This is a genomic window from Ferrimonas sp. YFM, assembly GCF_030296015.1.
In the GTDB taxonomy this organism is placed as follows: domain Bacteria; phylum Pseudomonadota; class Gammaproteobacteria; order Enterobacterales; family Shewanellaceae; genus Ferrimonas.
Genome location: NZ_AP027368.1, coordinates 608,302 through 634,297 on the forward strand (window position 1 = coordinate 608,302; position 25,996 = coordinate 634,297).

General features: G+C 58.7%; 23 protein-coding genes. 6 read left to right on the plus strand and 17 right to left on the minus strand.

What is annotated here, in order from left to right; translation table 11 throughout:
• Positions 1–2: 2 nt before the first annotated feature.
• The 7 genes from QUE41_RS02885 to QUE41_RS02915 all read right to left on the minus strand — a co-directional run bounded on the left by QUE41_RS02885 (position 3) and on the right by QUE41_RS02915 (position 7,968).
• Positions 3–1,028, minus strand: a complete 1,026-nt coding sequence (locus QUE41_RS02885) for an FAD:protein FMN transferase (RefSeq protein ID WP_286341455.1) — start codon at positions 1,026–1,028, stop codon at positions 3–5.
• Positions 1,029–1,088: 60 nt separating this feature from the next.
• Positions 1,089–2,840 (minus strand): flavocytochrome c, encoded by a 1,752-nt coding sequence (locus tag QUE41_RS02890; protein WP_286341456.1) that lies wholly within the window; start codon positions 2,838–2,840, stop codon positions 1,089–1,091.
• A 16-nt stretch (positions 2,841–2,856) separates the two neighbouring features.
• The gene (locus tag QUE41_RS02895; protein WP_286341457.1) at positions 2,857–3,603 is read right to left on the minus strand and encodes an outer membrane protein OmpK; all 747 of its coding nucleotides are present in this window, start codon (positions 3,601–3,603) and stop codon (positions 2,857–2,859) included.
• A gap of 297 nt (positions 3,604–3,900) precedes the next feature.
• Positions 3,901–5,112, minus strand: a complete 1,212-nt coding sequence (locus QUE41_RS02900; RefSeq protein ID WP_286341458.1) for a sensor histidine kinase — start codon at positions 5,110–5,112, stop codon at positions 3,901–3,903.
• A complete protein-coding gene (locus tag QUE41_RS02905; RefSeq protein ID WP_286341459.1) occupies positions 5,102–5,776 on the minus strand; it encodes a response regulator transcription factor in 675 nt (224 codons plus the stop codon). The genes QUE41_RS02900 and QUE41_RS02905 overlap by 11 nt, the downstream gene beginning before the upstream one ends.
• 3 nt (positions 5,777–5,779) lie before the next feature.
• Positions 5,780–6,535: a helix-turn-helix transcriptional regulator gene (locus QUE41_RS02910; protein WP_286341460.1), complete on the minus strand. Its 756-nt coding sequence runs from the start codon at positions 6,533–6,535 to the stop codon at positions 5,780–5,782.
• A 218-nt stretch (positions 6,536–6,753) separates the two neighbouring features.
• A complete protein-coding gene (locus QUE41_RS02915) occupies positions 6,754–7,968 on the minus strand; it encodes a LysR family transcriptional regulator (protein ID WP_286341461.1) in 1,215 nt (404 codons plus the stop codon).
• 403 nt (positions 7,969–8,371) lie between these two features.
• Between QUE41_RS02915 and QUE41_RS02920 the strand changes: the two genes are divergently transcribed.
• Positions 8,372–10,567, plus strand: coding sequence for an OmcA/MtrC family decaheme c-type cytochrome (locus QUE41_RS02920; RefSeq protein WP_286341462.1), 2,196 nt, complete (start codon positions 8,372–8,374; stop codon positions 10,565–10,567).
• A gap of 99 nt (positions 10,568–10,666) precedes the next feature.
• Here QUE41_RS02920 and QUE41_RS02925 read toward each other — a convergent pair whose 3' ends face one another.
• Positions 10,667–11,569, minus strand: coding sequence for a 1,4-dihydroxy-2-naphthoyl-CoA synthase (locus tag QUE41_RS02925; RefSeq protein ID WP_286341463.1), 903 nt, complete (start codon positions 11,567–11,569; stop codon positions 10,667–10,669).
• Between the two features lie 308 nt (positions 11,570–11,877).
• Positions 11,878–12,282, minus strand: coding sequence for a (deoxy)nucleoside triphosphate pyrophosphohydrolase (locus QUE41_RS02930; RefSeq protein WP_286341464.1), 405 nt, complete (start codon positions 12,280–12,282; stop codon positions 11,878–11,880).
• Between the two features lie 153 nt (positions 12,283–12,435).
• On the opposite strand from QUE41_RS02930, the gene QUE41_RS02935 reads away from it, so the two are divergent.
• From QUE41_RS02935 to QUE41_RS02945, 3 genes are all read left to right on the plus strand, one after another.
• Positions 12,436–12,786 carry a hypothetical protein gene (locus tag QUE41_RS02935; RefSeq protein WP_286341465.1) on the plus strand — a complete coding sequence of 117 codons (351 nt, stop codon included), beginning with the start codon at positions 12,436–12,438 and terminating at the stop codon, positions 12,784–12,786.
• A 101-nt stretch (positions 12,787–12,887) separates the two neighbouring features.
• Positions 12,888–13,634: a ferredoxin reductase domain-containing protein gene (locus tag QUE41_RS02940; protein WP_286341466.1), complete on the plus strand. Its 747-nt coding sequence runs from the start codon at positions 12,888–12,890 to the stop codon at positions 13,632–13,634.
• 113 nt (positions 13,635–13,747) lie between these two features.
• Complete coding sequence (locus QUE41_RS02945; RefSeq protein WP_286341467.1) at positions 13,748–15,286, plus strand: GGDEF domain-containing protein; 1,539 nt, start codon at positions 13,748–13,750, stop codon at positions 15,284–15,286.
• Here the strand turns inward: QUE41_RS02945 and QUE41_RS02950 are convergent.
• Positions 15,283–16,218: an adenosylmethionine decarboxylase gene (locus QUE41_RS02950; RefSeq protein ID WP_286341468.1), complete on the minus strand. Its 936-nt coding sequence runs from the start codon at positions 16,216–16,218 to the stop codon at positions 15,283–15,285. The genes QUE41_RS02945 and QUE41_RS02950 overlap by 4 nt on opposite strands.
• 349 nt (positions 16,219–16,567) lie before the next feature.
• Between QUE41_RS02950 and QUE41_RS02955 the strand changes: the two genes are divergently transcribed.
• Positions 16,568–16,891, plus strand: a complete 324-nt coding sequence (locus QUE41_RS02955; protein ID WP_286341469.1) for a hypothetical protein — start codon at positions 16,568–16,570, stop codon at positions 16,889–16,891.
• Here the strand turns inward: QUE41_RS02955 and QUE41_RS02960 are convergent.
• Positions 16,870–17,820 carry a LysR family transcriptional regulator gene (locus tag QUE41_RS02960; protein ID WP_286341470.1) on the minus strand — a complete coding sequence of 317 codons (951 nt, stop codon included), beginning with the start codon at positions 17,818–17,820 and terminating at the stop codon, positions 16,870–16,872. The genes QUE41_RS02955 and QUE41_RS02960 overlap by 22 nt on opposite strands.
• Positions 17,821–17,917: 97 nt before the next feature.
• On the opposite strand from QUE41_RS02960, the gene QUE41_RS02965 reads away from it, so the two are divergent.
• On the plus strand, positions 17,918–19,096 hold the full coding sequence (locus QUE41_RS02965; RefSeq protein WP_286341471.1) for a multidrug effflux MFS transporter: 1,179 nt from the start codon (positions 17,918–17,920) through the stop codon (positions 19,094–19,096).
• Between the two features lie 73 nt (positions 19,097–19,169).
• Here the strand turns inward: QUE41_RS02965 and QUE41_RS02970 are convergent, their stop codons facing one another.
• The 6 genes from QUE41_RS02970 to fkpA all read right to left on the minus strand — a co-directional run bounded on the left by QUE41_RS02970 (position 19,170) and on the right by fkpA (position 25,823).
• Entirely contained in the window at positions 19,170–20,135 is a 966-nt protein-coding gene (locus tag QUE41_RS02970) for an ABC transporter permease (RefSeq protein WP_028109150.1), read from the minus strand.
• 3 nt (positions 20,136–20,138) lie between these two features.
• Complete coding sequence (locus tag QUE41_RS02975; protein ID WP_286341472.1) at positions 20,139–21,257, minus strand: ABC transporter permease; 1,119 nt, start codon at positions 21,255–21,257, stop codon at positions 20,139–20,141.
• The gene (locus QUE41_RS02980; protein ID WP_286341473.1) at positions 21,254–22,831 is read right to left on the minus strand and encodes an ABC transporter ATP-binding protein; all 1,578 of its coding nucleotides are present in this window, start codon (positions 22,829–22,831) and stop codon (positions 21,254–21,256) included. Before QUE41_RS02980 ends, QUE41_RS02975 begins: the two co-directional genes overlap by 4 nt.
• Positions 22,832–22,917: 86 nt before the next feature.
• Positions 22,918–23,922: a BMP family lipoprotein gene (locus QUE41_RS02985; RefSeq protein ID WP_286341474.1), complete on the minus strand. Its 1,005-nt coding sequence runs from the start codon at positions 23,920–23,922 to the stop codon at positions 22,918–22,920.
• A gap of 375 nt (positions 23,923–24,297) precedes the next feature.
• Entirely contained in the window at positions 24,298–24,990 is a 693-nt protein-coding gene (locus tag QUE41_RS02990; RefSeq protein WP_286341475.1) for an MOSC domain-containing protein, read from the minus strand.
• A gap of 68 nt (positions 24,991–25,058) precedes the next feature.
• A complete protein-coding gene (gene fkpA / locus QUE41_RS02995) occupies positions 25,059–25,823 on the minus strand; it encodes an FKBP-type peptidyl-prolyl cis-trans isomerase (protein WP_286341476.1) in 765 nt (254 codons plus the stop codon).
• Between the last annotated feature and the right edge of the window lie 173 nt (positions 25,824–25,996).

A 25,996-nucleotide genomic window follows, 5' to 3' on the forward strand; every position in this document is an offset into this window, starting at 1 on the left:
TTTTACTTTTCATCCAGAATCTTCTGCAGTGCCGGACTGAAGCGACTGACCGGGCCCGTGGGGCCGCGCTCCACCAGCATCACCGCCAGGTCCAGCTCTCTGGCCAGAGAGAGGGCTTTGGCCGGAGTCAGCACCATCATGGCGGTGGCGTAGCCATCGGCGACGGCGCAGCTGGGGTGGAGCACGGTCACCGACAGGGGGCCGGAGGTGGCCGGAAAACCGGTGCGCGGGTCGATGATGTGTCCCAGGGTCTGGCCCTGGGCCTGTATTGCGGTGACGTAGTTGCCCGAGGTGGCCATGGCCATGTCGGTCAGTGGCACTACCTGCTGAAACTCCAGGCTCAGTTTTTCGGGACGGGTGACCGCCACCTGCCAGCGCCTTCCCTGGGGCGAGTGGCCCCGACTGCGAAGCTCACCGCCCACTTCCACCAGGAAGTGCCTGATGTCCATCTGCATCATGGCCTCGGCGATGAGATCCACCCCATAGCCTTTGGCAATGGCAGAGGGGTTGAGCTCCAATCCCTGAATGGTCTTGATGAACCTGCCCTCTCTTAGCTGAAATCCTTCCATGCCGGTCCTGCTGCGTACCCGCTCCAGTTGTCCCAGGGTTTTATGACTCAAGTCCCTGGGGCGCACTCCAAATCCCCAGAACTCGATGACCGGGCCCAAGGTGATGTCCAGGGCACCATCCGTCTGTCTGTGTATGCGCTTGGCCAGGCTCAGCACCCGCACCGTCTCTTTCGATACGCCAATGGACTGGCCAACCGGTGCGCGGTTGAGGGCGACAACTTCGGAGTCTTGGCGAAACACCGACAGGGTGTTGTTGATTCTCTCCAGCTGGCGCTCGACCCGGTGCAGCACCTGGGCCGGATTTTGTTCCGGACTCTGCTGTTGCCAGCGGATGCTGTAGCTGGTGCCCATGGTATTGCCATGCAGCTGACGCACAGGGCTGCTGGCGGATGCACTGAGGCTCAGCAGCATCAACACCAGCCAAAGGGGAGTGAGCAGAGAGTGAGAAGATGGGGTCATGTTGGCCTCCAGAAAAAAGCCGGCCGCAAGGGCCGGCAACAAGGGGCGGAATCCTTCCCCTTAGAGGTTGGCAGCTTCCTTACCTGCGATGCGGCCAAACACGGTCACATCGGTGATGGCGTTGCCGCCCAGGCGATTGGTGCCATGGGTCAGGCCGGTGACTTCACCGGCGGCGAACAGACCGGGGATCGCCTGGCCGTTGTCGCCGATGACCCGGGTGTGGGTGTCGGTGACCAGGCCGCCCATGGTGTGGTGCACCGAGGGCTTGGCCACCAGCATGTAGAAGGGGGGCTTGAGCAGGGTCTTGAGGCCACCGCGATGGTTGAACTGCTGATCCTGGCCTGCCTTGGCAAACTGATTGACCTGAGCTACCTGGGCCATCAGGGCCTGCTTGTCGATGCCGAACTTGTCGGCCAGCTCTTCGATGCTGTCGGCCTTATACATGAAGCCTTTGCGGTGAAGCTCGTCGAACTCCTCCTTGTGCACATCCACGGTGTGGGCGTACTTCTCGATCTCCTGGCCCCAGAGCACATAGGCTTGCTGGTTGGTCTGCGCCAGGATGGCGCGGCTGATGACATCACGACGCTCCAGCTCCTCCACAAAGCGGTTGCCCTCCTTGTTCACCAGGATGGCACCGAAGAAACGAGAGTCGGCGATCAGGGAGATCACTCCGGTGTCCACATGGCAGATGGGGTAGGTCTGGATGTAGTTCATGTTGGCGGTCTTGGCCTTGAGCTTTTCCGCCATCACAATGCCGTCGCCGGTGATGCCGCGGGCATTGGTGGTGCCGTAACGGTTGTCCAGCTCAGGGACAAACTTGGTGCGCATCGCCACATTGGCGCCGAAGCCGCCGGTGGCCAGGATCACGCCCTTAGCGGCGTTGTAGACCATCTTCTTCCCATTGTGCTCCGCTTCCACGCCGATAACCCGTCCGCTCTGATCCTTGATTAGGGCGGTGGCTGTGGTGCGGGTGTGGATGGGGATCTGAAGTTCGTCGGCCTTGGCCATAAACTTGCTGATCCACTCGGCGCCGGTGTGGTTCTTGGGGATCAGGGCGCGCTTGACGCTGTGGCCGCCAAACTGGAACAGCTGGTCTTTGTAGAAGTCGACTTTGATGTAGTCGCGCAGCCACTCGGCCGCAGGCAGCGACTGCTCCGCCAGGATGCGAACCATTTCAGGATCGCCCTTGTAGTCGCCCCCTTTCAGGGTGTCCTTGATGTAGAGCTCGATGTTGTCTTCGATGCCCATCTTCTTCTGAACCCAGTTGCCGGGCACATTCATCTGGCCGCCGGTGATCAGGGAGTTACCTCCAACCGTGGGCATCTTTTCGATGATCACCACCTTGGCACCGGCGTTCTTGGCGGTGATGGCGGCGCTGAATCCGGCTCCCCCTGACCCAACCACCACCACGTCGAAGTTCTGCTCTGCGTCCAGGGCTTTCTCTTTCTTGCCGGCCTTGGCGGCACCGGCAATCAAGGTAACGCCGGCGGCATCCAGGGAGTTGTTGACCGCCTCTTTGAAGGCGCCAGAGGTGATGGTGGCACCGCTGATGCCGTCCACTTCGGTGCTGTTGGCCTGGAGCATGGCGTCCTTCATTTCGGTGAACACCGCACCGGCCAGCACTTTGTTTTCGTTCTGCTTCAGGATCTGGATATCCACCAGCTGACCGCCCTTGGTTTCGGTCTGAACCTGAATCTCACCGTGTTTGCCAAAGGCCTTGCCCTGACTGGTGACGCTGGGTTGTTCGGTCTGGGCGCTGCAGCCCGCCATCAGCGCCAGGATGGCGCCGCAGATAAGAGATTTCTTAATCATTCAGTAGTCCTCTCGATCAGAAGCTGAAGCCAACGGCCAGGCCGTACTCGATGCCATCGTTGGGCGTGGCCCCCCAGCTGTCGAACTGGGTCAGATGCAGCTTGGTGTAGACGCCATCTCCCAGGCTGGTTTTCAGGGTGGTGATGATCTGGTGGCCGTAGCTGTCGTAGCCCAGGGTGCTCTGGTGCTCGTCGTCCCGGCCGAACTGACCCTCGTAGTTGATGCTGAGGGAGTGTTTGAGGCCCAGGAACTGCAGCGGATAGCGCGCATTGATCACCGCGGCGCCCCCGGTCAGGCCGTCGAAGCTGGCGTTGGTGGGGCTGAAGGAGGCGGCGGAGTAGTTCACCCCCAATCCGGCATTAATGAACAGCTGGCCATATTTACGGTTGGTGGTGAAACCCAGGTAGAGGTTGTCCTCCATCACGGTGCGGTTGGAGGAGAGGAAGTTCTGCAACCACCAGTTGTAGGCGGAGTCGCCAATCTGTTTGTCGACGATGGCCAGGGATTTAACCGTCAGTTTGCCGTCGGCGCCATGTTGGGCGTCTTTGACTTCACCGGGGTTTTCCAGTTTCACGTAGGCGAACAGGGTGCCCCAGTCTGCTTTGTTGAAATGGCTCAGCTTCAGAAACGGCTGGTCATAGGCGCCGCGATTATCATCCTTGGTGTCTGAGGTGTAGGCCTTGTAGCCGATGTCCAAAGAGGTGGCGGAGAGGGCCGGGGTGGCAACCAGGGCGATGGTTGCCGCCAGGAGTTTGAGTTTCATAATAAGTGTCCCCTTATAATTGACGGAGACAGAATAACTATTGGCTCAGGGATTAATGTGAGTTGGTTCGCGCTGATTTTTAAGTGAAATATAACTCTGTGGCTTTAGGAAGTAATGGAAAAAGGTTTATAAATTTCACCTGGATGCTGTGGGGTAATTAACACAATCGGCCGAACTTTAGAGGTCTTTTCCCCGACAGATAAACTCAATGTCAAATGCGCGTCAAAACATCCGATGGCTTCGACATTATTTTCACCAAAATAAAAAATGGCGACCGGGTAGGCCGCCATTTTTCTGCTAGGACTGTATCTGCAGTCTGGCGCAAAAATGCCCCTGCTCCCTCGATGTATTGAACTGCCATCCCAGCTGTTTGGCCAATCGCCTGACCAGCATCAGTCCCAGGCCAAAACCGCTGTGATTGTCTTCGCTGGTGGGATTGCTGATGGTTATCGACTCCCCCTGCTGGCGAATCACCACTCCCTGGGCACCGTGTTCCATGGCGTTGCGGATCAGGTTATTGAGCATGATGGCCAGGGGCTCTTTCAGAAGCCGGAGCCGGGTGTCGTCCCTTTCGATGTCGATGTGCGTCAGATAGCCCTGAGCCTGACGTTGGCCTGAAACCACCTCTTCCAGCAGCTGCCCAAGCTCGACCTCCTCCTCATCAAGGGGGCTGCACTCCTCATTGGTGAGCCACAGCAGGGTCTCGGTGATCGATTTCATCTGGGCTGTGGCCTGACTGGCGTGCAGGGTGGGGCCGCTGAGCTGCCCCTGCTGGAGGTTGAGGATCTCAAAGGAGGATTGGCAGATGGCGATGGGGGTGCGCAGCTCGTGGCTGGCAAAGCGAAGGAAACTGAGTTCCCTCTGCTGTGCCTCCTGAAGTTTTTTCAGGGAGTTATCCAGGGCGTCCACGATGGACTGCAGTTCGGCGTAGCACTGTTTGGGGAAGCTGAATGGCTTCATGTTCTGCCAGTCGTGCTGTTTGATGGCGCGGCTGATCTGGTGCACCGGGGTGATCACCTGGTTTTGCATGTAGAACGCCAGGCTGGCGACCACGAAGAAGGTCATGGTGATCAGCAGCAGTATGGCGGTCATGTTTTTGGGGGCGAACACCAGGTCGTGGGTGGCGTCGTACCTGAGCCAGATGAAGTAGGTCTGGCCATCGCTGCCCTGGTAATTCATCAGGGCATCGATGTAGGCACCGTCATCGTGATGATGGAGTACCCCCTGCTCTGGCATCGGTCGCTTGTTGTCGTTGAGTTGTTTCGCCAGTTCCGGAACCTCTGACCAGCGCCGGTAGACCCTGAGGTTCTGTGTTTCATAGGGCTGGTCAGTCAGCTGAAACCACTGCTGCGCGGCCTGCCCGGCGTTGGTCATGGTGATCTCATGCATGGAAAACATGCCGGTGCACATCATGCACAGGGGGATGATGCTGTTGATGGCCAGGGTCAGAACCAGAAACCCGATGCCATAGAGCTGATAGGTGCGCTTGAGGCTGAGCTTACGCGCCATCTGTGGTGCTCCTCAGGCTGAGTCCGACACCTCTGACGGTGTGCAGCAACTTGGTCTCGAAGGGTTTGTCTACCACCCGGCGCAACAGGTGCAGATGACTGCGCAGGCTGTCGCTGTCCGGCGGACTGTCTGGCCACAGGGTGCGCTCTATCTCTTCACGCTCGACGATCTCCGGGCTGCGCCTGGCCAGCAGAGAGAGAATCTGCCAGCCAGTTTTGGAAAGATTCAGGGGTTGGCCCTGGCGGTGGGCGCTGTGGCGGGCAAAGTCGATCTCCAGGTCACCGAGTTTGAGTGTCTTGGGGGCCGGGCGCCTCTGGGAGATCACCTTCAGCCTGGCCACCAGCTCCTCCATGGCGAAGGGCTTGACCAGGTAGTCGTCGGCACCGGCATCGAAGCCGTCGAGCCTGTCGTTGAGGCTGCCCCGGGCCGTCAGCATGATTACCGGCGTATTGATGCACTGCTGCTGCCAGCGCCGGCAGGCGGTGACGCCATCGCCATCCGGCAGGTTCAGATCCAGGATGATGGCATCGAAGTGGTGGTGAGACAGGCGTTGTTCTGCCCGCTCCAGGGTGTCGGCAAAATCACACTCTATCTCCCTAAGTTCCAGATAATGTAGGATGTTTTTTGCCAATAGGTGATTGTCTTCGACCAGGAGTACCAACATATTTCAGAACAACTCAAATTGGTGGGCGATATGAATCAGGTTGGCTCGATTGGCCGCCCCAAGCTTATTTCTCAACGACTCCATATGATATTCCACTCCTCGAGCGGTAATGTGGAGCCGCTCGGCAATTTCGTGATTATGAAATCCCAGTGCCGCCATTTTCAGCACTTCGATGGCGGTCGGATTAAATAACCGGCTTTGCCGATAGGGGTTAAACGAGGTGCGATGACTGTCCAACAGCAGAGCCTGCCCCTGCCTGAGGGTTTGCTCCAACTCCTCTTTTGTCGTCGAGTCCCTTTGCTGGGTGCTGAGCAGGATGAAGCGTCCACTCCAGGCACTCAGGCCAAAACTGGGCAGTGGCCAGCTCAGTACCGAGGTGACATCGTGGTTGAGGAAGAGCCGGGCTGCCTGAGGGGCAACAGCGGGATCCAAGCAGTAGCGATGAGGGGAGGAGAGATCCAGACTTTGTTCGAAGTTTGGGTCCTGGCGCGCCACCCGGGACAGGTAGAGGCGTTGCAGGCTCTGAACCTGGCTGGAGGACGCCAGAGTCGCCACCGGACGACGTAGGGCTGCCGGGGTAAACAGCTGGCTTCGGCAGGGGGCGTTATAATTTTGCCTGGCATGATGGGGAATCCCCTGATACCAGAATCCGGAGAAGCCCAATGGCAGAATCATGGCTCTGAGGTGCTGACGGAGCTGGTCCAGGCTGGGCGGCATCGGGCGCTCCTGCCGCTGGGCAGGAGTTTGGACGGCGTGCATGATCTTCCCCCTTTCACTGTGATTGATCACAGACTCTACGACTTGAGGTGTCGCTGGAAAAGCGGTGTAAACCGGAAGCGATAGCACCTCGGCAAAAGCGAAAATCCGGGTGAGAAAGTCAGTTTTTTTGACGAGATTTTGATGTTGGCTGCGCTAGCATGGTGAAGCCCTTGCACCTCGCACAGGGGAAGAAAATGGCCGTCCGATGGGCGGCCTTTTTATTGGTGTGCTTCCAGTATGTAGTTTTCCAGGCAGCGTTGCAGCCAGGGCGGCGTGGCCAACCTTCCCTGGGCGTCCTGCTTCAGCCACAGATAGGTACTGGGGGGGCTGAAATGATCCAGCACCTGTTTGTCTTGCTGGTAACCCATCTTTTGCGTCCTAAGTCCCTTGAACTGCTCCAGATAGTCGACGGCAGAGCGGATGCCGACAATGATCACTCCTTCGCTGTTCAGCAGCAGGTGGGCCGCGCAGCCGAGGTCGGGAACCGTGGCCAGTTCATCCTGCAGTTTTCCTCTGGAGCGGGCGTAACAGGCCAGGGGGGACTGGTTGTCAGGGAAGGGCAGGGAAGCCAGTTTCACCAGGGGGTATCTGATCAGCTGCTCAGGGCAGGGATTCTCCCAAACCGGGTGGTCTTCTTTGGCTACCAGGTAGCCGGCTCGAATCTGGATCACCTTCTTCGTGTATATCCCATCTCGCGCAGCTGGCTCGAAGGCGATTACCGCGTCGGCTTCATTGCTGATCAGTCGCTGGGCGCTCTCCTTGTTCCAGTACTCCATCTTCAGGGTCAGCTGGGTCTGGTGGCGTTTGGCAGCCTGGTGCAACGCCAGGGGCAAAGACATGGCGATCTGAGGGACGGTGATGATGGTCAGGCTAGCGCTGCTTCCATCTTGCAGGGCCTCTCCGGTTCCGCAGGCTTCTTCGGCCAACATCACCAGTTGGCGCATCAGGGGATAGAGGTGGTGAGCCGCCTCTGTGGGCTGCATACCCCCCTGTTGGCGGTTGAACAGCGGGTCTTTCAGGGCCAGCCTCAGCCCCTTGAGCTTGCGGTTGAGCTTGGATGTGGTCATCTCCAGCTGCTCTGCCAGCTGGGCGATGCCTTTGCCATTGTAGAGCTGGCAGAAGAGATCCAGGCTGGAGAGGCTGAGTTTAAGCAGGTTGTCTGCCAGGCTGGTAAAGCTGGGATGTTGTTGCCAAAGCTGCTGCATTCGCTTGAATACCGGATAGAGCTGTTCGGCTACCTGACTGCGTTCAAAACCTGGCTGGCGCCTGATGAACAGGGGGTCGTCCAGGCAGTCTCTCAATGAGTTCAGTCCCCGGCTGATGGCCGCCGGTGTGGTTGCCAGGGTGGTGGCCACCTCCTTGGCGTTGAGGCGCTCATACACTTCCACGAAGAGGTTTATCTGGAAGAGGGTGCAGTGTTGCAACTTGTTCACGGTTCCGATCCCTGAGTAAGACTCGAGCTAATCTACCCAGCTTCAAGAAGGTTGGCGATTGTCACCTGTTCGAAAATGAGCCTCCCTCACTGTCGCCATCGTGTTTCGTGATCCCGTCCACGTCCGAACCTGACATTCGAGGCGATTCCGAGAATTGCAAATGCCGACTTTGGTTAATTCGCAAAATCAAACTTGGTGAAAGCTCCGAAAAATATTGAAAAAGCCGAGGTGTTTGCCTGAAACCTTCATGTCTGCCGGCCCGGGGCCTCTGCTCCAGGGCGCCCCGTAGCGAAATCCTCTTTTTGCGTCGCTCTGCTCAAGGGTGATGGCGGTCAATTCCCGGAGTGGTCCGGATACCTACCATGGCTGCGACCACAGTGATGATGGTTTTACGGAGATGATAATGATGAAAACACCTAAGGCGCCGTTGGCGCTGTTGATGGCGTCGGCTCTGATGATGGGCGGTTGCGGGGATGGCGATGACGGCAAGGATGGGCAGCCCGGTCAGCCAGGGCAACCGGGCGATCCAGGTGCGCCCGGCAGCGTTGGCCTGCATATCGATATGGCTCAGGAGGCCATTGCCGAGATCAAGGGAGCAAGCTACGCAGAGGGTATTATTACCGTCGGGTTTGAGCTGACCAACGCCCAGGGGGTGGGTCTGTTTGGACTCGATGGCAGCAACCCCTACCACGACTTCCGCTTTTCCGTGGCGCAGCTGGCGGTAGAGGATGACCTCAAGCAGTGGCAGTCACTGCTGAATGAGGCCACCAATGAGGCTGGTACCACTTTTGAGCAGGGGTTTGAGAAGCTAAAGGATTGTCCGGATTGCCTCCAGGACAACAGAGATGGCAGCTACAGCTACCGTTTCCATACCGACCTGTCTCAGTGGCAGGATCCGGCGGGCGTCGTTTTCGATCCGGCTCTGACCCAGAGACTGGCCATCGAGATGCAGTTCGAGTATGACTCCGGCCATGAACTGGCTGAGAATGCTCACTATGATTGGATCCCCTCCAGCGGAACCCAGGAAGGAGTGGAGACCCGGGAACTGCTGTTGATGGACACCTGTTATACCTGCCATCAGCCCGATAGCTTAAAGGCCCATGGTGGCCGGCGTCTGGATCTGGAAAACTGTCAGTCCTGTCACAATGGGCTGGTGTCCGATCCCGAGGGCGTGTCTGTCGAGCTGGGGCATATGGTTCACGCCATCCACATGGGACCGAATCGTCAGGGTAAGGATGAGCAGGGGAATGTGGTGCCCATGCCCTACACGGTTTCCGGCTATCACGGCCCACACGCCTTCGATTACCCGGCGTTTCCCACCAAGCCTTTCATGGACTGCACCGCCTGTCACACCGGAAACGAGTCCCTGGCCGATGCCGACCTGTGGTTGAAGGATGCCAACGCCAATGCCTGCATCGGCTGTCATACCGACAGCCCCGTGCAGCACAACTCCGACAAGAATCCGCAGCTGACCTGTACCGATTGCCACAGTGGCGTAGACCACCGCAAGCACGGTGCGCCCTATGACGCTGCGGCGGGATACTCGGTGACTGTGTCCAACATCGTGGTCAACGCCGAGAATCTGCTGGAGATGGACATTCAGGTCGTCGATGCCGACGGCAACCTGGTCACCATCGATGAGATCTACCAGCAGGGGTATTCCAACCCCTATGTGGTGGTGAGCTGGGATGTGGACAAGGACTATCCCGAGCAGCGGGTGACCCTTGAGGGAGAGGGTTTCAGCGAGGGGACGACTTATGAGCACCGTCGTTTCAGCCTCAAGGGCGACGGTTCCACCACCTACGCCGATGGCACCTTCCACCTGACCACTGAGAAGGTCAAGCGCGGCACCACCTATACCCTGGACCTGCCAGCCGATATCGCTCAAAAGACTCTGGAGGTCCTGCCGTTGGTGAAGGTGTGCTTCGAGGACAACAGTGCGGTTCGCACCGACTGCGTCAGCGAGGGTGCCTATCCGGCCTATGTTCAGAGTGAGCCGGTTCGCATCATCCTGGGTGACAGCGAGTCCCAGGTGCCGTCGCGCCGTGCCATCATCGACCAGGCGAGCTGTTTCGGTTGCCACTCCAAGGAGTTCTACCACGACTCCAACGGTGTCAACTGCATCGCCTGCCACACCAACGACAAGAAGTTGGTGGACGTGGAGGTGGATCACCAGCCCACCGGCTATCTGAAGTCCTCCAGCTTCATGTACAAAGCCCATAAGGCCGAGGGGCATGATAACGGCCATGGTGGCAGTGGCACTCTGCTGAAGACCGACTGCATGACCTGCCACTCTGCCGAGCAGGGCTGGGGTGGTCTGGCTTATGGTTTCGAACTGGGGCGCAACGCTGGCAGCGCCCTGGCGGTGCCCAGCACCGTCAAGGAGAAGGATGTGGCCGAGACCTGGTATGCCTCTCCTGACGTGGGTGCCTGCATGAGTTGCCATCAGAAGTACCTGTCCGATGCCGCCATGTCTCACATGATCAGCAACGGTGGTTACTTCGGTGACGACAAGGCCCAGGCTCAGGCGGCTCAGGAAGCCTGCGCCGTGTGCCACACCCCTGAGAAGGTGATGGCTCACCATGGGCACAAGCTCTAAGTATCATCATTACTTTCAGTGACCCAAAGCGCCCAATAGGGCGCTTTTTTTGCGCCATAAAAAAGGCCGCCCGATGGGCGGCCTTTTCGTCGATGTTGCTCAGTAGTGCCAGGGGAACTTGCCGAAGTCCTGGTCGCGCTTCTCCAGGAAGGCGTCGCGGCCCTCCTGGGCCTCTTCGGTGCCGTAGGCCAGGCGAGTGGCTTCACCGGCAAACAGCTGCTGGCCCACCAGGCCGTCGTCCGGCAGGTTGAAGCCGTACTTGAGCATGCGCATGGCGGTGGGGGACTTGGAGTTGATCTCCTTGGCCCAGCGCAGTGCCTCGGTTTCCAGCTCGGCGTGGGGGACGGATTTGTTGACCATCCCCATCTGGAAGGCTTCATCGGCGCTGTAGTTGAAGCCGCAGAAGAAGATCTCGCGGGCACGCTTCTGGCCAATCATCTTCGCCAGGTAGGCGGAGCCGTAGCCGGAGTCGAAGCTGGCCACATCCGGATCGGTCTGCTTGAATACCGCGTGCTCCTTGGAGGCCAGGGTCAGGTCACACACCACGTGCAGGCTGTGTCCGCCGCCCACGGCCCAGCCGGGTACTACCGCGATCACTACCTTGGGCATAAAGCGGATCAGGCGCTGCACCTCGAGGATATGCAGTCGGCCCATGCGGGCAACATCGGCCTTGCCCTTCTCTTCACCTTCGTACTTGTAGCCATCTTTGCCCCGAATGCGCTGGTCGCCACCGGAGGAGAAGGACCACTGCCCTTTGGCGGAGGGACCGTTGCCGGTCAGCAATACGCAGCCAACGTCAGACCATTGGCGGGCGTGATCCAGGGCCAGGTAAAGTTCATCCACCGTCTTGGGGCGGAAGGCGTTCAGGCAGTCGGCGCGGTCAAAGGCGATGCGAACCGTGCCCTGATCTTTGGCTCTGTGATAGGTGATGTCTTCGAAGTCGAACCCTTCCACCTCCTCCCACAGGGAGGGATCGAAGATGTCAGATACCGCGTTGCTCATAGGGTGTTCCTTGTATTTTCGTTGGCCAAAAGTTTAGGGCCTGTTGAACTTTGCTGAGTCGTCTTGCGCCAACATTTGGCTGTTGTGAAGCCAATTGGATTGGTCTTCATTTGGTCTGGATGAGCTGTTGGCAATGTCGTTGCGCCCTTCGGGGCCGGCCTGACGGCAGCCACTCTGCGTTGTTCGATTTTGACGTAGAACCACTATGCCTGCAATCGAACGCCTTGATTGGCCACCGTCACTCTCGGCCAAGCCCTCGCACCAAAGATCATCAGACCCTAGGCCTAAAGCTCAGCAGGGTCAATGGCTCAGGTCTTGGGGAGTGATCCCTGTTCATGGATTAGCGCCTGCAGCAGCGGCAGGTCTGCCGGAGCCAGGGTGGTCAGGTCCACCTTATCAGGTTCAACCCACAGGTAGCGGTCGTGGCTGCCGGTCAGTTGGATAGGCTGAGGGCGCCACTGACAATAGTAACCATGCAGTCTGACCCCCTTGCTGCCGTAATGGTGCTCCGAGGTGCCCAGGTGGTGGCCAACCTGCTGCTCGATGCACAGCTCCTCTTTCAGCTCCCGTGCCAGGGCCTGCTCCAGGGACTCGCCGGGTTCGCACTTGCCACCGGGAAACTCCCACAGGCCTCCCTGGCTGCCGTCGGGGTGGCGACGACATAACAACAGCTTGTCCTGATGGACGATCAGGGCACAGGCGACTTCCAGCATGGGGACTCCTTCAGAAAAACGAGGATTCAGTGTGCGGATTTCCGAGGCGAATGCAAGGGATTGCTCTCTTCTGAAAAAATGTGATCTGGGATACACTTTTTCCGTGGATTCAATAGTCTTCCGTGGGGAGACCGAGTAAGGAGTGCTGGCACTATGCCGAGAGAGGAGAAGGATCTGAGCCGTCCCTGGCTCAAAGGGTGGATCGCCCTTATCTATGTTCCCCTGGGAATTCAGATGATGTTCTGGATGATGGCTCTGGGGCTGGTGGACTTCAGCCTGCCCGAGTCCGTCGGGGCAGTGCCCATTACCCTGGTGAACTACTATGTGTCGATAACCATACTGCTTTACCCGGCGTTCTTTCTCTACGGGTTGTTCTTCTCCCTGCATCAGAATCGCTGTGGCCTTGCCGCCCCCAAAGTCATGCTGGCCAGCCTCATCCCCTTCCTCAGTGCCGCGCCCTATCTGCTGGTGGGGGAGATAGGTGCCTATTTCGGTGGAAACTGACCATCAAGCGGGGAGTTTGATCACACTGTGGCCTGCATTGGCTGGGCCAACCTTTCTCCTGGGTTTAGACTGCGATTGCTTACCCTAGAAACGAGGTTTCCATGAACGCTACCATCGCCACTGTTGTCAGCGCCAAGCTGGTCAATCAGGATGTCTATCACGTACGCCTGCGTCCTCACAGCCCCATGGCTGCGCGAGCGGGTCAGTATGTGGAGGTTTGTCTGGATAACGGTTGGTGCGTTCCCTACTCCATGGCCAATGACCCTCAGCCAGGTGGCGAGCTGGAGATGTACATTCAGCACTTCCCCGAAGGCAAAGCCTGTGATCAGGTAATCAAAACCCTGACCAGCCGCACCGAGGTGCCCATTCTGGTGGATGGTGAGATTGTCTATGAGCAGGAGTGGGACAAGGATCCTCTTATTGTGCTCAGTGCCGGCTGTGGCATCAGTCAGTCTCGCAGCGTGATTGAGCACCGTCTGGCCAGCAGCAGTGCTCAGCCCATCTATCTGTGCTGGGGAGGACGGGATGAAAGCGAACTGTTCGAGCTGCCGCAACTGCAGCAGTGGCTGAATGATCGCCGCTTTATGGCGGACCTGGCCCTGGAAAACCCTCCCGAAGGCTGGAGCAACAGTCAGGGCTATGTGGTTGACGTGGCGCTGCAACGCCTGACCTGGATGACCCCTCTTGAGCGGCAGCGTGCCCGGGTGGTGCTCACCGGTTCGCCCACCATGGTGGATGCTTCTATGGCAAGGCTGGTTCAGGCGGGCTTCCGTCGTGAACGCTTGCTGGCGGATCAGGACTTTTATACTCCAAGAACCCTGGAGCCCCTGACCGCAGAGGTTGTTTAGCCAGTTAGGGCCAGCTCATTGATTTTTAAGGGACGCATCAGCGTCCCTTTTTCGTTTTTCTGCTAAACCAGCAAAGCCGTGCCACACTTTACCTCTCGGGCTGAGGTAAACAGATGACTCTGAAAAGGCTGGCGTTACTGCTGTCCATGGTGCTGATACTGGTGTTGGTGGCGAGTTACTGGCTGATTCGTATGCTGGTGATCATTCCCATGCTTGAACGGGAGGTGGCTACCCTTCAGTGGCATGAAACCCTGACGGTTCGCCAGTACTTTTCTCAGCAGCAGATGTTGCTGACTGAGCTGGCGGCCTCGCCGGGCTACGACAGGTGGGCCAAGGTGGTGCTCACCGGTGGAGAGACCACGCCCAGGCTGACCAAGGGGGCGGAGATCGCCATGGTGTACGGCCCCGACCTTTCTCTGAAGAGCTTTGTTGCCCACTCGACCCAGGAACCCCAACACTTCCCGATGCTGGTGGAGGACGTTGCCTACGAGCGCGCCAGGCTGATGCCGGCGATGCTGCCCGAGAGCGAGATGTCCACCACAGGCCTGCTTTGGGCAGACGAAGGGTTGTACAGCTACAGCGCTTCCACCGTCTGCAGCATGGAAAAACTGGGTTGCAGCCTGGGTTATCTGTTGCTGCTCAAGCCCTTAAAAGTGTCCGAGATGGAGGCCAGCTTTGCCAAGCTGGGCATTCGGGTCTCCGCCCGCTCAGCCGCGTCGGAAGATCTCTCCCTGCCCGCACTGATGACCCTGACGGAGTTTGAAAAGCCAGTCCAGCAGCGTGAGTTGCTGGTCAGGGACAGTCTGGCCAAGGGGGCCTGGGTACTCACCCTGACCTACTCGGCCAAGGTGAAGCACGGTGTGGAGCAGCGGGAGTGGATCGCCTTCGTCCTGTTGGTGCTGATGCTGCCCGCCACCAACTTCCTGTTGTGGCGCATCTTCGTGACCCCCATAGAGTTTGGCAGTGCCCAGTTGCGGCAGATGGAGCGTGATCGTCACTACCGAAAACTCACCGTCAACATGTACGTGCGGGAGTTCCAGCATCTGGTCAATGCCTTCAACGGCCTGATCGGCAGGGTGGAGAAGCAGCGCAAACAGTTGCAGGATCTCAGTCAGACCGATTCTCTGACCGGCCTGGCCAATCGGCGCGGCATGGACCACTTTGCGGTTCGAGAGTGGCGCCGGCTGTGCCGGGCCAAATATGGCGGGGCCGTGATGATGCTGGATATTGACGACTTCAAAGCCTACAACGATGAGTTTGGTCATCAGGCCGGGGATGACTGCCTGGTGTGCGTGGCCAGGGAGATAAAGCGGGTGGCCAGGCGTGGTGAGGATATTGGCTGCCGTTATGGCGGTGAGGAGTTCTGCGTCATCTATGTGGAGGTGCAGCCTGACACCGTGGAAAAGCTGGCGGAAACCCTGAGAGAGCAGATTGAGCGGTTGCATAAGTCGACCGCCCTGCTCAAACGCCCTATCAGCGCCAGCATAGGTGTGGCGTTGATTGAACCCGGAGTGGATCTGGCCAAGCAGTTTCAGGACTTCGATCAGCTGGTTCGTATTGCCGATCAGCAGCTTTACCTGGCCAAACAGCATGGAAAAAATCAGGTGAAGATGTGGCGGCTGTCACCAGCCGCCACCGAAAAGCCCGGTTAGATGGTCAACAGGTCGGCACTGCGCTCGGCACAGGTGGGCCTGAGGAAGTGGGCGAAGCGCAGGGTGTAGCCGCAGCTCAGCGGCTGGATAGCCTGATCTACGCAGATAACCCCAGGCTGATGATTCAGATGCAACTGCTGACTGAAGCTGATCAGGTCATAGCTGTCCGGCTGCAGAATCTTGAGCAGGGCATCCAGTACCTGGGTGGCTTCCTCGCCTTTGAGATTGGTTTCGAAACTGACGTAGGAGCTGTTCTCCTGCGGGGTGATGTGCATGGTGGCGTAGCGATCACCACGGATGGCATTCATGGAGTAGCCAAAGGGCTCGAACAGGAAGTCATCCAGCTGGAAGCCGGGCAGCAGAGCCTCCCAGTTCAGCCGCTGACGAATCCCCTCCAGGGTTTGCTCTTCACTGCGCAGGTACTGGGCATTGGCACCGTTGATGTGGTACATCAGCAGCTCTACCGTGGCATCGTCCTCTTTCGGCTGATAGGGACGGTCCAGGTGGTAGATGTAGTTGTGATGCCCATCCAGGTAGCCCAGCTGGTAGCCCACCCCTTCGACCTGCTGCTGCAGCGCCTTCACATCCTCTTCGAAGGAGCTCTTTTGCAGGTGGGACTGGTACTCATTTTTGCGCTGATAGCTGAGCATGGCCAGATTGTCGGCACAGAAGCGCTCCAGGAAGCTGACTACGGCGTCCACCAAAGTGGTGGTGCCGCAGGTGAGCATCAGGAAGCGATCTTCCCAGACAAACAGGCTGGATTCGCTCAGCAGATAGGCGTCACACTCCTCATTGTGCACAGAGGAGAGGATGGTGGCATTGGCCTTGGCAACGATCTGCTGCCAGAATTCGCGTTCCAATTGTCTGAGTGAAGGCTGACCCGGCTGGAGAACCACCTCGATCTTCTTCTCAGACCCTTCGAAAAAAAGCATGATTGCTCTAACTCCTGTTGAAGGTCGGGCGGGTTACCTGAGTGTACGCCGCCCTGATTATCGGTTTAGCAGACGATGTTCTGCTTCCCCCCAACAAGTTTGGTGACTGTCCGGATTGGCCGGAGTCACCTCCCCATATTCGACTCGCATTGGCTGGACCCTAGGGTTGCCCATTTTTTACGCCGTTTTACAAGCCGGAGCTGGATTATACACAAATTCTCAACCAGGCCCAGAACCCTGTCCTAGACTTACAGCATAGAGGAGAAAAACGGCGGCCTAATGCCCTTGGCATATGCCGCCGCAGTTGTCTCTGAGGGATGCGTGCGTGGGATTTTTAGGGGAGGTTCCAATGACGAAATGGATCGCCTGGCTGGGGGCCGCAATGCTGGCTCCGGTCTCTGCTCAGGAGCCGCAGCACTCTTTTGAACTGGTCAGTAACTACTGCCAGGAGCAGGAGTGCCAGCTGCTGTGGAGCTATCAGGGCAGCTATGCGCCCACAGGCCAGCAGTTGCTGGACCTCTATCGACAGGGAGAGCGTTATGGCCGTGGCGCCATCACCCTGGAGGAGGACATTGTCAGCCGCACCCTGCTGATGAGAGTGGAGCGCGACCTGGCCCCTCAGCCTGTTGGGGAGGCCGGTGACCCCTGTGATCAGGGGCAGTGCGCGCCCTGACCTGGCTGGCACTGGGCGATAATGAACTCCCGCAACCAGCGGTGTGCCGGGTCCGCCGACAGGTGGGCCGGCCAGCCGAGCAGGTTGCTCAAAGGCTCCATCTTCAGCGGCAGTGGCAATTTCACCAGGTTATGGCTTTCGGACACCCGGTTGGCAAAGCTGCGGGTGCAGGTGAAGGCCAGGTCGCTGTGTTGACACAGCAGGGCGGCGGAGTAGAAGTCTGAGGTGCGCATCGAGGCGGTGATCTGATGGCCGGTTTCCGCCAGTACCTGGTCCAGCAGCCAGGCATCGGAGCCCTCACACTCAATCTTCAGGTGGGACAAGCCCACATACTGTTCCAGACTCCATTCCCTTTCCAGAACCGGGTGCTTGTCGTGCACCAGGCAGACATGGTCATCTCTGCTCAGTTCCACGTATTCCAGATTCTTGGGCAAACTGCTGATGTGAAAGGGGTGGGGGGCCCGGGTGTCGTTGTCCCTGGGGAAGATCGCCAGATCCACCTCGCCCTTATTCAGCAGCGGTAAGCCCACCGCTTCCCAGCTCTTGGTTTCCAGCATGATGCCGGGGGCGGCACTCATCATCGGCCCCAGGAAGCGGGTGAGCAGGGTGGCGAAACAGGTCTCGGTCAGGGCCAGGCGAAAACGCCTCTGGCTGCTGGCGGGATCAAACCCCTGGGGCTCGAGAATCTCATCGGCCATGGCCAGCCAGGCGCGGACCTGGGGCTCCAGGGAGCGGGCCCTTGGGGTGGGGGTGAGCCCTTTGGGGTGACGGATAAACAGCGGATCCCCCAACTGCTGCCGTAGTCTGGCCAGCTGCTTGCTGACCGCCGACTGAGTCAGACACAGCTTCTCAGCAGTGCGGGAGACACTGAGCTCCTCCAGCAGGGTCAACAGGATTCTGAGCAGATTCAGGTCGGTATGGCGGATCATGATATTCCTTCTTGGACTATCAGCTTAGGATTATAAGTCATTTTATTTCATATCTGGCGATCCCTACAATAGACGCATCGACGTTTAAGGAGTAGTCATGCGTTTAACCAACCCTCTGCCGCTGTTCATGATGATGGTGCTGTTTTCACCCCTGGCCATCGACATCTTCCTCCCCGCCATTCCCCAGATGGCCGAGGCGTTGTCGGTGCCTGTGTCCTGGGTGCAACAGAGCCTGCCCATGTTCATGCTCTCCTTCGGCATAGGGCAACTGCTGGCCGGTCCCCTGGCGGACCGTTACGGCCGCAGACCGGTGGCGCTGACCGGAACCCTGCTCTACATTCTGACCTCCTCCATGGCGGCTCTGGCCTCTGACTACGCCCTGCTGATGGCCGCCCGCCTGGGGCAGGGCTTCTCGGCCTGTGCCCTGTCTGTGGCGGCCTTCGCCGGAGTGCGCGACTTCTTCGGTGCCGAGCGCTCCAAGCCGATGTTCAGCTATCTGAACGGCGTCATCTGTATCGTCCCGGCGGCAGCCCCCCTGTTGGGTGGCCTCTTGACCCACTGGTGGGGCTGGACCGCCAACTTCTGGTTTATGGCTGGCTATGGTGTGCTGGTCAGTGCCGTACTCTGGCTGATGCTGCCTGAGACCCGCCCCGCGAACACCAGCAGCGAAGGTCGTCTGCTGTCCTGGAGTCGCTACGCCAGTGTGTTGCAAGTGGAGGCGTTTCGCTTCTACGCGGTGCTGGCGCTGCTGGGGATGGCGATGATCATCGGCTATGTGGCTCAGTCCCCCACCAGGCTGATGGTGGAGCTGGGGCTGGATGCCCGCAGTTACGCCATCTGGTTCGGCGTCAACGCGACCATTAACATCGTGGCGGCCTTTGCGGCGCCCAAGGCGGTGGCCTGGATGGGGCAGAAACGCGCCCTGTGGTTCGGCGTGGTGCTGATGGCCCTGGCGGGCATGGCCGAGTTTGCCTTGCGCGGTCTGATGACTCCCATCGCCTTTATGGGGCCGGTGTTCGTCGCTTCCGTGGCTTTCTCCTTCCTGATCGCCATCTGCGCCGGCAGTGCCCTGGCCCCCTTCGGTGACCGTGCCGGAACCGCCTCTGCTCTGCTGGGGCTGTTCCAAATGACCGGAGCGGCCATAGTGGTGGGCCTGTTTGGTGTCAGCGGCCTTGGCGCCGTGGAGCAGCTCTCCATGATGATGGCCCTGCCTCTGATCTGGGTGCTGCTGCGCGGTCGTCGCCAACAGCTGGAGCCTCAGGCGGAAGCGGCCTGATGAGTTTGCAGGTCTGAGAGAGACCATAAAAAAACGGCGCCCCAGGGCGCCGTTTTCTTTTTCTGTTCAGTCCTTAGCGGGACTTCACATAGGGCACACCCACAGACTTAGGTGCCACGGAGCGGCCGATGAAGCCCGCCAGCAGCAGTACAGTCAGGATGTAGGGCAGTACCTCGATGGCCTGAACCGGTACCTCGCCAACACCAGGCAGGGAAACACCCTGCAGGCGGATGGCTACGGCGTCCAGGAAGCCGAACAGCAGACAGCCCAGCATTACGGTCAGAGGGCGCCACTTACCGAAGATCAGTGCCGCCAGGGCGATAAAGCCCTTACCCGCGCTCATGTTGGGTACGAAGCCGGCGTTCTGGCCGGTGGACAGGTAAGCACCGGCGATACCACAGAGGATGCCGGCGATGATCAGGGCACGGTAGCGCAGCCAGGCCACGGAGATACCGGCGGTGTCCACCGCGTGGGGGTTTTCACCCACGGCGCGCAGGCGCAGGCCGAAGCGGGTGCGGTACAGAATCCACCAGCACACAGGCACCAGGGCGAAGGCGCCATACACCAGCAGGTTGTGTCCGGACAGCAGGGTCGAGTAGAGCCCGCCAATCAGGGGAACGTCTGCCAGGGCGTCCGCGAAGGGGAAGGTGATGGGGTTGAACCGCTGTTCATCGGTCAGGGTCGGAGTCTGGCCACCCAGGCCGAACCAGTAGCGGCCCAGGGTGATGGTCAGGCCCGCGGCCAGGATGTTGATGGCCACACCGGACACCACCTGGTCACCATTGTGGGTCACAGAGGCGAAGGCGTGGATCAGCGCCATGCAGATGCCCACCAGGATGGCGGCCAGCAGGCCCAGCCAGACGCTGCCGGTGGCCGTGGCGGTCGCTGCGGCGGCGAAGGCCGCGGACAGCATCTTACCCTCCAGGGCGATGTTCACCACGCCGGAGCGTTCGGAGAACATACCGGCCATGGCGGCCAGCAGCAGAGGGGTGGACACCCGCAGGGTGGCGTCGAGGATCAGGATAATATTCTCGTACATAGCTTAGGCCTCCGCAGTCTGCTGTTTGCTGGATGATACAGCGGCGAAGAACTTCTCCATGTAGGGCTTGAGCATGTACTCAAGGGCACCACAGAAGAGGATCACCAGGGCCTGAACCACCACCACGATGTTGCGGTCCAGTTCAGGGTATTCGAACGCCAGCTCGGCGCCCCCCTGGAACAGCAGGCCGAACAGGATGGATGCCAGGATGATGCCCACCGGGTGACCACGACCCATCAGCGCCACGGCGATACCGGTAAAGCCGTAGCCGGCGACGAAGTCCAGCTTGATCTGGCCGGAGTAACCCTGCACCTCGTTGATGCCCACCAGGCCAGCCATGGCACCGGAGATCAGCATGACGATAACGGTCAGCTTCTTGGGATCAATACCGCCGTAGCGGGCGGCGGTGGGGTTGCTGCCCATGGCGCGGATGGCAAAGCCCCAGCGGGTGTGCCACAGCAGAACCCACAGGAAGAAGCCGGTCAGCAGGGCGATGATGAACGCCAGGTTCAGCGGGGACTCTTCGATGGTGATGCCAAACCAGCCCATGATCTCATGCATGAAGGGCAGTTGGGCACTCTGTTCGAATACGCGGGAAACCGGCGCCATCTGGCCGTCCAGCTTCAGTACGTTCACCATCAGGTATACCATCAGCGACGAGGCGATGAAGTTGAACATGATGGTGGTGATCACGATGTGAGAACCACGGTAGGCCTGCAGGTAGCCGGGGATCAGTGCCCACAGGGCACCGAACACCATGCCGGAGAGCATGGTGATGGGCAGCAGGGCCCAGAAGGGCAGGGCGGAGTCCAGGGCCAGACAGGCCAGACCCACGCCCAGACCACCGATGTAGGCCTGACCCTCACCACCAATGTTGAACAGCCCGGCGGAGAACGCCAGGGCCACACACAGGCCGGTGAAGATAAAGTTGGTGGCGTAGAACAGGGTGTAACCAATACCCTCTTCGTAGCCCAGGGCGCCGTACAACATCACCTCGGCGGCTTCGACAGGATCGATGCCAATAAACATGAATACCAAGGCGGATACGGCGAACGCCAGGGTGACGTTCAACAACGGCAGCAGGCCTACATTGGCCCACGCCGGCATTTTGGAGTCGCTCACGCTGCATCTCCTTCGGCCGAATTGGCCTGTTTCAATTCATCTGGAATAACGTTGGCCATCATCATGCCCAGAATCCGCTCATTGGCCTTGTCAGCCTGGACTTCGCCCACCACCTGGCCGTCGAACATCACGATGATGCGGTCGGACAGGGAGAGGATCTCATCCAGCTCAACGGAGACAAGCAGCACGCCCTTGCCTTCGTCGCGCAGCTCGATAAGGCGCTTGTGAATGAATTCAATGGCACCGATGTCCACACCACGGGTAGGCTGGCCCACCAGCAGTACATCAGGGTTCTGGTCCACCTCACGGGCGATGATCAGCTTTTGCTGGTTACCACCGGAGAACAGCGAACTGCGCAGATTGGGGTTGCGCGGCCGCACATCCCACTCATCCATCAGGCGCTTACACTCAGACTCGATGACCCCTGTCTTGGTAAGAACCTTGCCGTTGTACTTCTCTTGCTCGTGGTAGCCCAGAAGGGCGGACTCTTTGGCGGTGAAGGGCTTGACCAGACCCATGGCCAAACGATCTTCAGGCACGTGTGCCACGCCCATCTCCCGCACTGCGGCAGGATCGCTGGGGACGTCTGCAGAGATAGTGGTGTCGCCGATAACCACCTTGCCGCTGGTGGGGGTGAGTAAGCCGCTTAACACCTCCATCAGTTCGGACTGGCCGTTGCCGGATACACCAGCGATACCCACGACCTCACCGGCCTTGAGTTCGATATTGACGCTCTTGAGCAGCTCTACGCCGCGGCTGTCCACCACACGCAGATCTTCGGTCTTGAGCAGGGTCTGCTTGGGCTTGGCGGCCTCTTTGTCCACCTTCAGGCGCACCTTGCGACCCACCATCAGTTCCGCCAGTTCCTCTTTGTTGGTCTCTTTGGTGACCACGTGAGAGACCATGGCGCCCTGACGCATTACCGATACATTGTCGGTGGCGGCGAGAATTTCCCGCAGCTTGTGGGTGATCAGCAGGATGGTTACCCCCTGATCGCGCAGGGCATCGAGGATGCGGAACAGGTGATCGGTTTCCTGAGGGGTGAGCACGCCGGTGGGCTCATCCAGAATCAGGATTCGGGCACCGCGGTAGAGCGCCTTGAGGATCTCAACTCGCTGCTGCAGACCAACAGGCAGCTCTTCGACCAGGGCGTCCAGAGGCACGTCCAGCTGGTACTCCTTGGCGAGACGAGTCAGCTCTTTACGGGCTTTGGTCAGGCTCCCTGCCAGCATTGCGCCTTCCTCAGCGCCCAGGACTACGTTCTCAAGTACGGTGAAATTGTCTACAAGCATGAAGTGCTGGTGCACCATGCCGATGCCGGCCTCGATGGCGGCCCGGGAGGTTTTAATGCTGCACTTCTTTCCGTCCACCAGGATTTCACCTTTGTCGGCCTCGTAGAAGCCGTAGATGATGTTCATCAGGGTGGACTTACCGGCGCCGTTCTCGCCGATGATGCCATGGATGGTCCCTGCGGGGACCTGAAGGTCGATATTGTTGTTGGCGTGTACTGCGCCGAAACGTTTGTCGATGCCTTTTAGTTCCAGGGCGAACGGTTTTTCAGTTCGATCTGACATAGCAGAGTTCTCTTTGCTATCTGGCATGAGATGCTGGGAGGGGAAAGCCCGGAGAGGCGGACCTCTCCGGGTTTGGAGCGGTAAGCTTAGTACTTACAGGTGTTGTCGCTCATGTAATCGTGAACCACGATGTCGCCAGACTTGATCTTGGCGGCGATGTCGTTCAGCTGCTTCTCCATCTCAGGAGAAACCAGGGAGCGGTTGTAGTCATCCAGAGCCCAGCCTACGCCGTTCTCTTTCAGACCCAGGGCGTTGATGCCAGCGTCCCACTTGCCGTTCTGAGCGTCGGCAAACATCTCGTAGGTCGCCAGACCAACACGCTTAACCATGGAGGTCAGCATCACACCTGGGTGCAGGTAGTTCTGGTTGGAGTCTACGCCGATGGCGAACTTGCCTTCGTCCTTAGCGGCCTGGTAAACACCAACACCGGTACCGCCGGCAGCGGCGAATACTACGTCAGCGCCTTTGGTGAACTGGGACTTGGCCAGCTCGGAACCACGGGCGGGATCGTTCCAGGCAGCAACGGTGGAACCGGTCATGTTCTGGAATACTTCGGCGTCTTTGTTTACGTACTTGGCACCCTGCTCGTAGCCACAAGCGAACTTACGGATCAGAGGGATGTCCATGCCGCCAACGAAGCCCAGCTTCTTGGACTCGGACTTCATGGCTGCCAGAGCACCTACCAGGAAGGAGCCTTCGTGCTCTTTGAACACGATGGACTTAACGTTTGGCAGATCTACAACGGAGTCGATGATGACGAATTGGCTGTCGGGGTACTTCTTGGCCACCTTTTCCAGGGCGGTGCCGTACATGAAGCCTACAACTACGATGGGGTTGAAGCCGCGCTTAGCCAGACGCTCCAGACCCTGCTCACGCTGAGCATCGTTGGCAGGTTCAAACTCACGGATCTTCATACCTTTGTCGTTGTTGAACTGGGTTACACCATTTTCAAAAACTGCCTGGTTGAAGGACTTGTCGTACTTACCGGTTACGTCATAGGCCACGGCAGGTTTGAAGTCTGCTGCGCCGGCGACGAAGGATGTCAGAGCCAGAGTCACTGCGGCCGCAGTAGAGGCGATTGCTTTCATCATCGTATCCTCGCGATTGTAGTAATTTTCTTTAAGCAACTTTTATCCAGAAAAGTTGATGTCACAGCCATATACCGACACTGCTCCTCCATCAAGCGGCGAATATGACTTCCCTTGGCTTGTGTGACATGAATCACGTTATTTTTGATTCCGGGTTAAATAATCGCCGATTTTCCGTTTATTTTGCTCTGAAAGTGACTGACGGAAAAAACATCGTTCGTGGTAATATTACGAAAAAAGCATAAGTTAGGGCGGAAAGATACGGGGTTTTGCCAGTTGTGTTAACGACAATTTTGGGTGTTTAAAACGAAGTTTTACTCCAAGGAGTCACCACCGAGTTAATGTGAATGGCTATTCAACCCGGTGGTCTGTCCATTGTTATTGAGAGGTTGCAGGGTGACTAAACAGCCGCCTGTGCCAGTCTCCGCCGACGCCGGTTTCAAGCCAGCGCTTCGCGTGATTTCTCCACACAGAGGTCAGCTTGGGGTGCTCAGCCAGTCGGGTGAGATCCTCCCGGTTGAAGGGTTGCCCATAGAGGATGGCGTTGCACTGCGCCAGGGTCAGCCCAAGGGGATCCTGTTCGACCCGCTCCAGGGTGTCTCCCGGGGCAATGTCGCCCTCTTCGATAACCCGGAAGAACCAGCCACAGCGATGGGTCAGCTGAACCTGCAGGGCCATGTGGCTGTAGTCAAAGCGGGTGTTGAGTTTGTGGCAGGGGCAGCGGGGCTCGCTCACCTCAAGCAGGGTGCCGCCGAGCCGGAAGCGGTCTCCGACGCAGACAGTGTGCTCGGTCCAGCCTTGGCCACAGAGGTTTTCACCAAAGGCGCCGGCTTCGAAGGGGGTCGGTGAGGCGGTCAGACCCAGGCTCTGCCAATAGTGAGCCCAGAATTGATAATGCTCCGCCGGGTAGTAATGCAGGGCACGGTCGGCGCCACCATGGAATCTTGGGTCAGCCACCTCGTCTCCGGGCAATCCCAGGGTAGAGCAGAACAGGGCTGCGTCGGCGGGTTCTTTATGGATGGCGCTGTGGCCATCACCGAAGGGGCGGCTGGTGCCGGTAAGCAGGATCATCTTCCCTCCTGAATATTAGTGATACAAAAAAGGCGCCAAAGGGCGCCTTTTCTTTTATGGGGAGAAGCTTACTGCTCCTCGATGCCCATGTCCCGCTTTTCCTGCGAGGGGATGCCCAGCAGTTCCACTTCGAACACCAGGGCTGCATTGCCAGGAATGGACTGGCCGGCGCCACGCTCACCATAGGCCAGCTCGGAGGGGATGTACAGTTCGTACTTGGAGCCCACGTTCATCAGCTGCAGACCTTCGGTCCAGCCTTTGATTACGCCATTCAGCGGGAAGCTGATGGACTCGCCGCGCTTGTAGGAGGAATCAAACTCGGTGCCGTCGATCAGGGTGCCGCGGTAGTGCACTTCCACGGTGTCGGTGGCAGCAGGCTTGGCGCCTTCACCTTCGGTGATCACCTTGTACTGCAGGCCGGACTCGGTCACCTTCACGCCCTCTTTCTTGGCGTTTTCGGCCAGGAAGGCTTCACCTTCAGCCTTTACGGCGGCGGTTTCTGCGGCTTCCTTCGCCTGGGCGGCTTCGGCGATCTTGGTGTCAAATGCCTGCAGCAGCTGACCCATCTCCTCTTCGGTCAACTGGTTGTTGCCAGCCAGACCTGCCTTGATACCCTGGAGAACCAGATCGCGGTCCACGGAAATCTCCAGCTCGTTCAGCTGGTCCAGGCTGCTGGCCAGGTTACCGGCAAAAGAGGCGCCGATGGCGTAGGCGATCTTCTGGTCTTCGGTGTTGAGCTTGACGTCTTCCGCCTTGGTATCGGCGGCTTTGTCCTGGCAGCCGGCCAGAGCTACGGCTGCGGCAACCAGGCCGATCTTAAATAGAGTGCGCATTGGATTCTCCCTAAAAACATCCCAACTACTATTAGGGCTAACCGCCCATTATGCAAGGGTTATTCGTATAAACAGGGGGTATGACCCGGGATTGGACCCAGGGTTCCCGAAATTTGTCTTCGGGCTCTCTGAAAATTGGCCAGAAGGTGACGGCCGGCAAGTAAATACTGGTA

What these genes read in the sequence shown, in the direction of transcription:
- QUE41_RS02885 (WP_286341455.1), bottom strand. Translation starts at nt 1,028, where the DNA reads ATGACCCCATCTTCTCACTCTCTGCTCACTCCCCTTTGGCTGGTGTTG.
- QUE41_RS02890 (WP_286341456.1), bottom strand. Translation starts at nt 2,840, where the DNA reads ATGATTAAGAAATCTCTTATCTGCGGCGCCATCCTGGCGCTGATGGCG.
- QUE41_RS02895 (WP_286341457.1), bottom strand. Translation starts at nt 3,603, where the DNA reads ATGAAACTCAAACTCCTGGCGGCAACCATCGCCCTGGTTGCCACCCCG.
- QUE41_RS02900 (WP_286341458.1), bottom strand. Translation starts at nt 5,112, where the DNA reads ATGGCGCGTAAGCTCAGCCTCAAGCGCACCTATCAGCTCTATGGCATC.
- QUE41_RS02905 (WP_286341459.1), bottom strand. Translation starts at nt 5,776, where the DNA reads ATGTTGGTACTCCTGGTCGAAGACAATCACCTATTGGCAAAAAACATC.
- QUE41_RS02910 (WP_286341460.1), bottom strand. Translation starts at nt 6,535, where the DNA reads ATGCACGCCGTCCAAACTCCTGCCCAGCGGCAGGAGCGCCCGATGCCG.
- QUE41_RS02920 (WP_286341462.1), top strand. Translation starts at nt 8,372, where the DNA reads ATGATGAAAACACCTAAGGCGCCGTTGGCGCTGTTGATGGCGTCGGCT.
- QUE41_RS02925 (WP_286341463.1), bottom strand. Translation starts at nt 11,569, where the DNA reads ATGAGCAACGCGGTATCTGACATCTTCGATCCCTCCCTGTGGGAGGAG.
- QUE41_RS02930 (WP_286341464.1), bottom strand. Translation starts at nt 12,282, where the DNA reads ATGCTGGAAGTCGCCTGTGCCCTGATCGTCCATCAGGACAAGCTGTTG.
- QUE41_RS02935 (WP_286341465.1), top strand. Translation starts at nt 12,436, where the DNA reads ATGCCGAGAGAGGAGAAGGATCTGAGCCGTCCCTGGCTCAAAGGGTGG.
- QUE41_RS02940 (WP_286341466.1), top strand. Translation starts at nt 12,888, where the DNA reads ATGAACGCTACCATCGCCACTGTTGTCAGCGCCAAGCTGGTCAATCAG.
- QUE41_RS02945 (WP_286341467.1), top strand. Translation starts at nt 13,748, where the DNA reads ATGACTCTGAAAAGGCTGGCGTTACTGCTGTCCATGGTGCTGATACTG.
- QUE41_RS02950 (WP_286341468.1), bottom strand. Translation starts at nt 16,218, where the DNA reads ATGCTTTTTTTCGAAGGGTCTGAGAAGAAGATCGAGGTGGTTCTCCAG.
- QUE41_RS02955 (WP_286341469.1), top strand. Translation starts at nt 16,568, where the DNA reads ATGACGAAATGGATCGCCTGGCTGGGGGCCGCAATGCTGGCTCCGGTC.
- QUE41_RS02960 (WP_286341470.1), bottom strand. Translation starts at nt 17,820, where the DNA reads ATGATCCGCCATACCGACCTGAATCTGCTCAGAATCCTGTTGACCCTG.
- QUE41_RS02965 (WP_286341471.1), top strand. Translation starts at nt 17,918, where the DNA reads ATGCGTTTAACCAACCCTCTGCCGCTGTTCATGATGATGGTGCTGTTT.
- QUE41_RS02970 (WP_028109150.1), bottom strand. Translation starts at nt 20,135, where the DNA reads ATGTACGAGAATATTATCCTGATCCTCGACGCCACCCTGCGGGTGTCC.
- QUE41_RS02980 (WP_286341473.1), bottom strand. Translation starts at nt 22,831, where the DNA reads ATGTCAGATCGAACTGAAAAACCGTTCGCCCTGGAACTAAAAGGCATC.
- QUE41_RS02985 (WP_286341474.1), bottom strand. Translation starts at nt 23,922, where the DNA reads ATGATGAAAGCAATCGCCTCTACTGCGGCCGCAGTGACTCTGGCTCTG.
- QUE41_RS02990 (WP_286341475.1), bottom strand. Translation starts at nt 24,990, where the DNA reads ATGATCCTGCTTACCGGCACCAGCCGCCCCTTCGGTGATGGCCACAGC.
- fkpA (WP_286341476.1), bottom strand. Translation starts at nt 25,823, where the DNA reads ATGCGCACTCTATTTAAGATCGGCCTGGTTGCCGCAGCCGTAGCTCTG.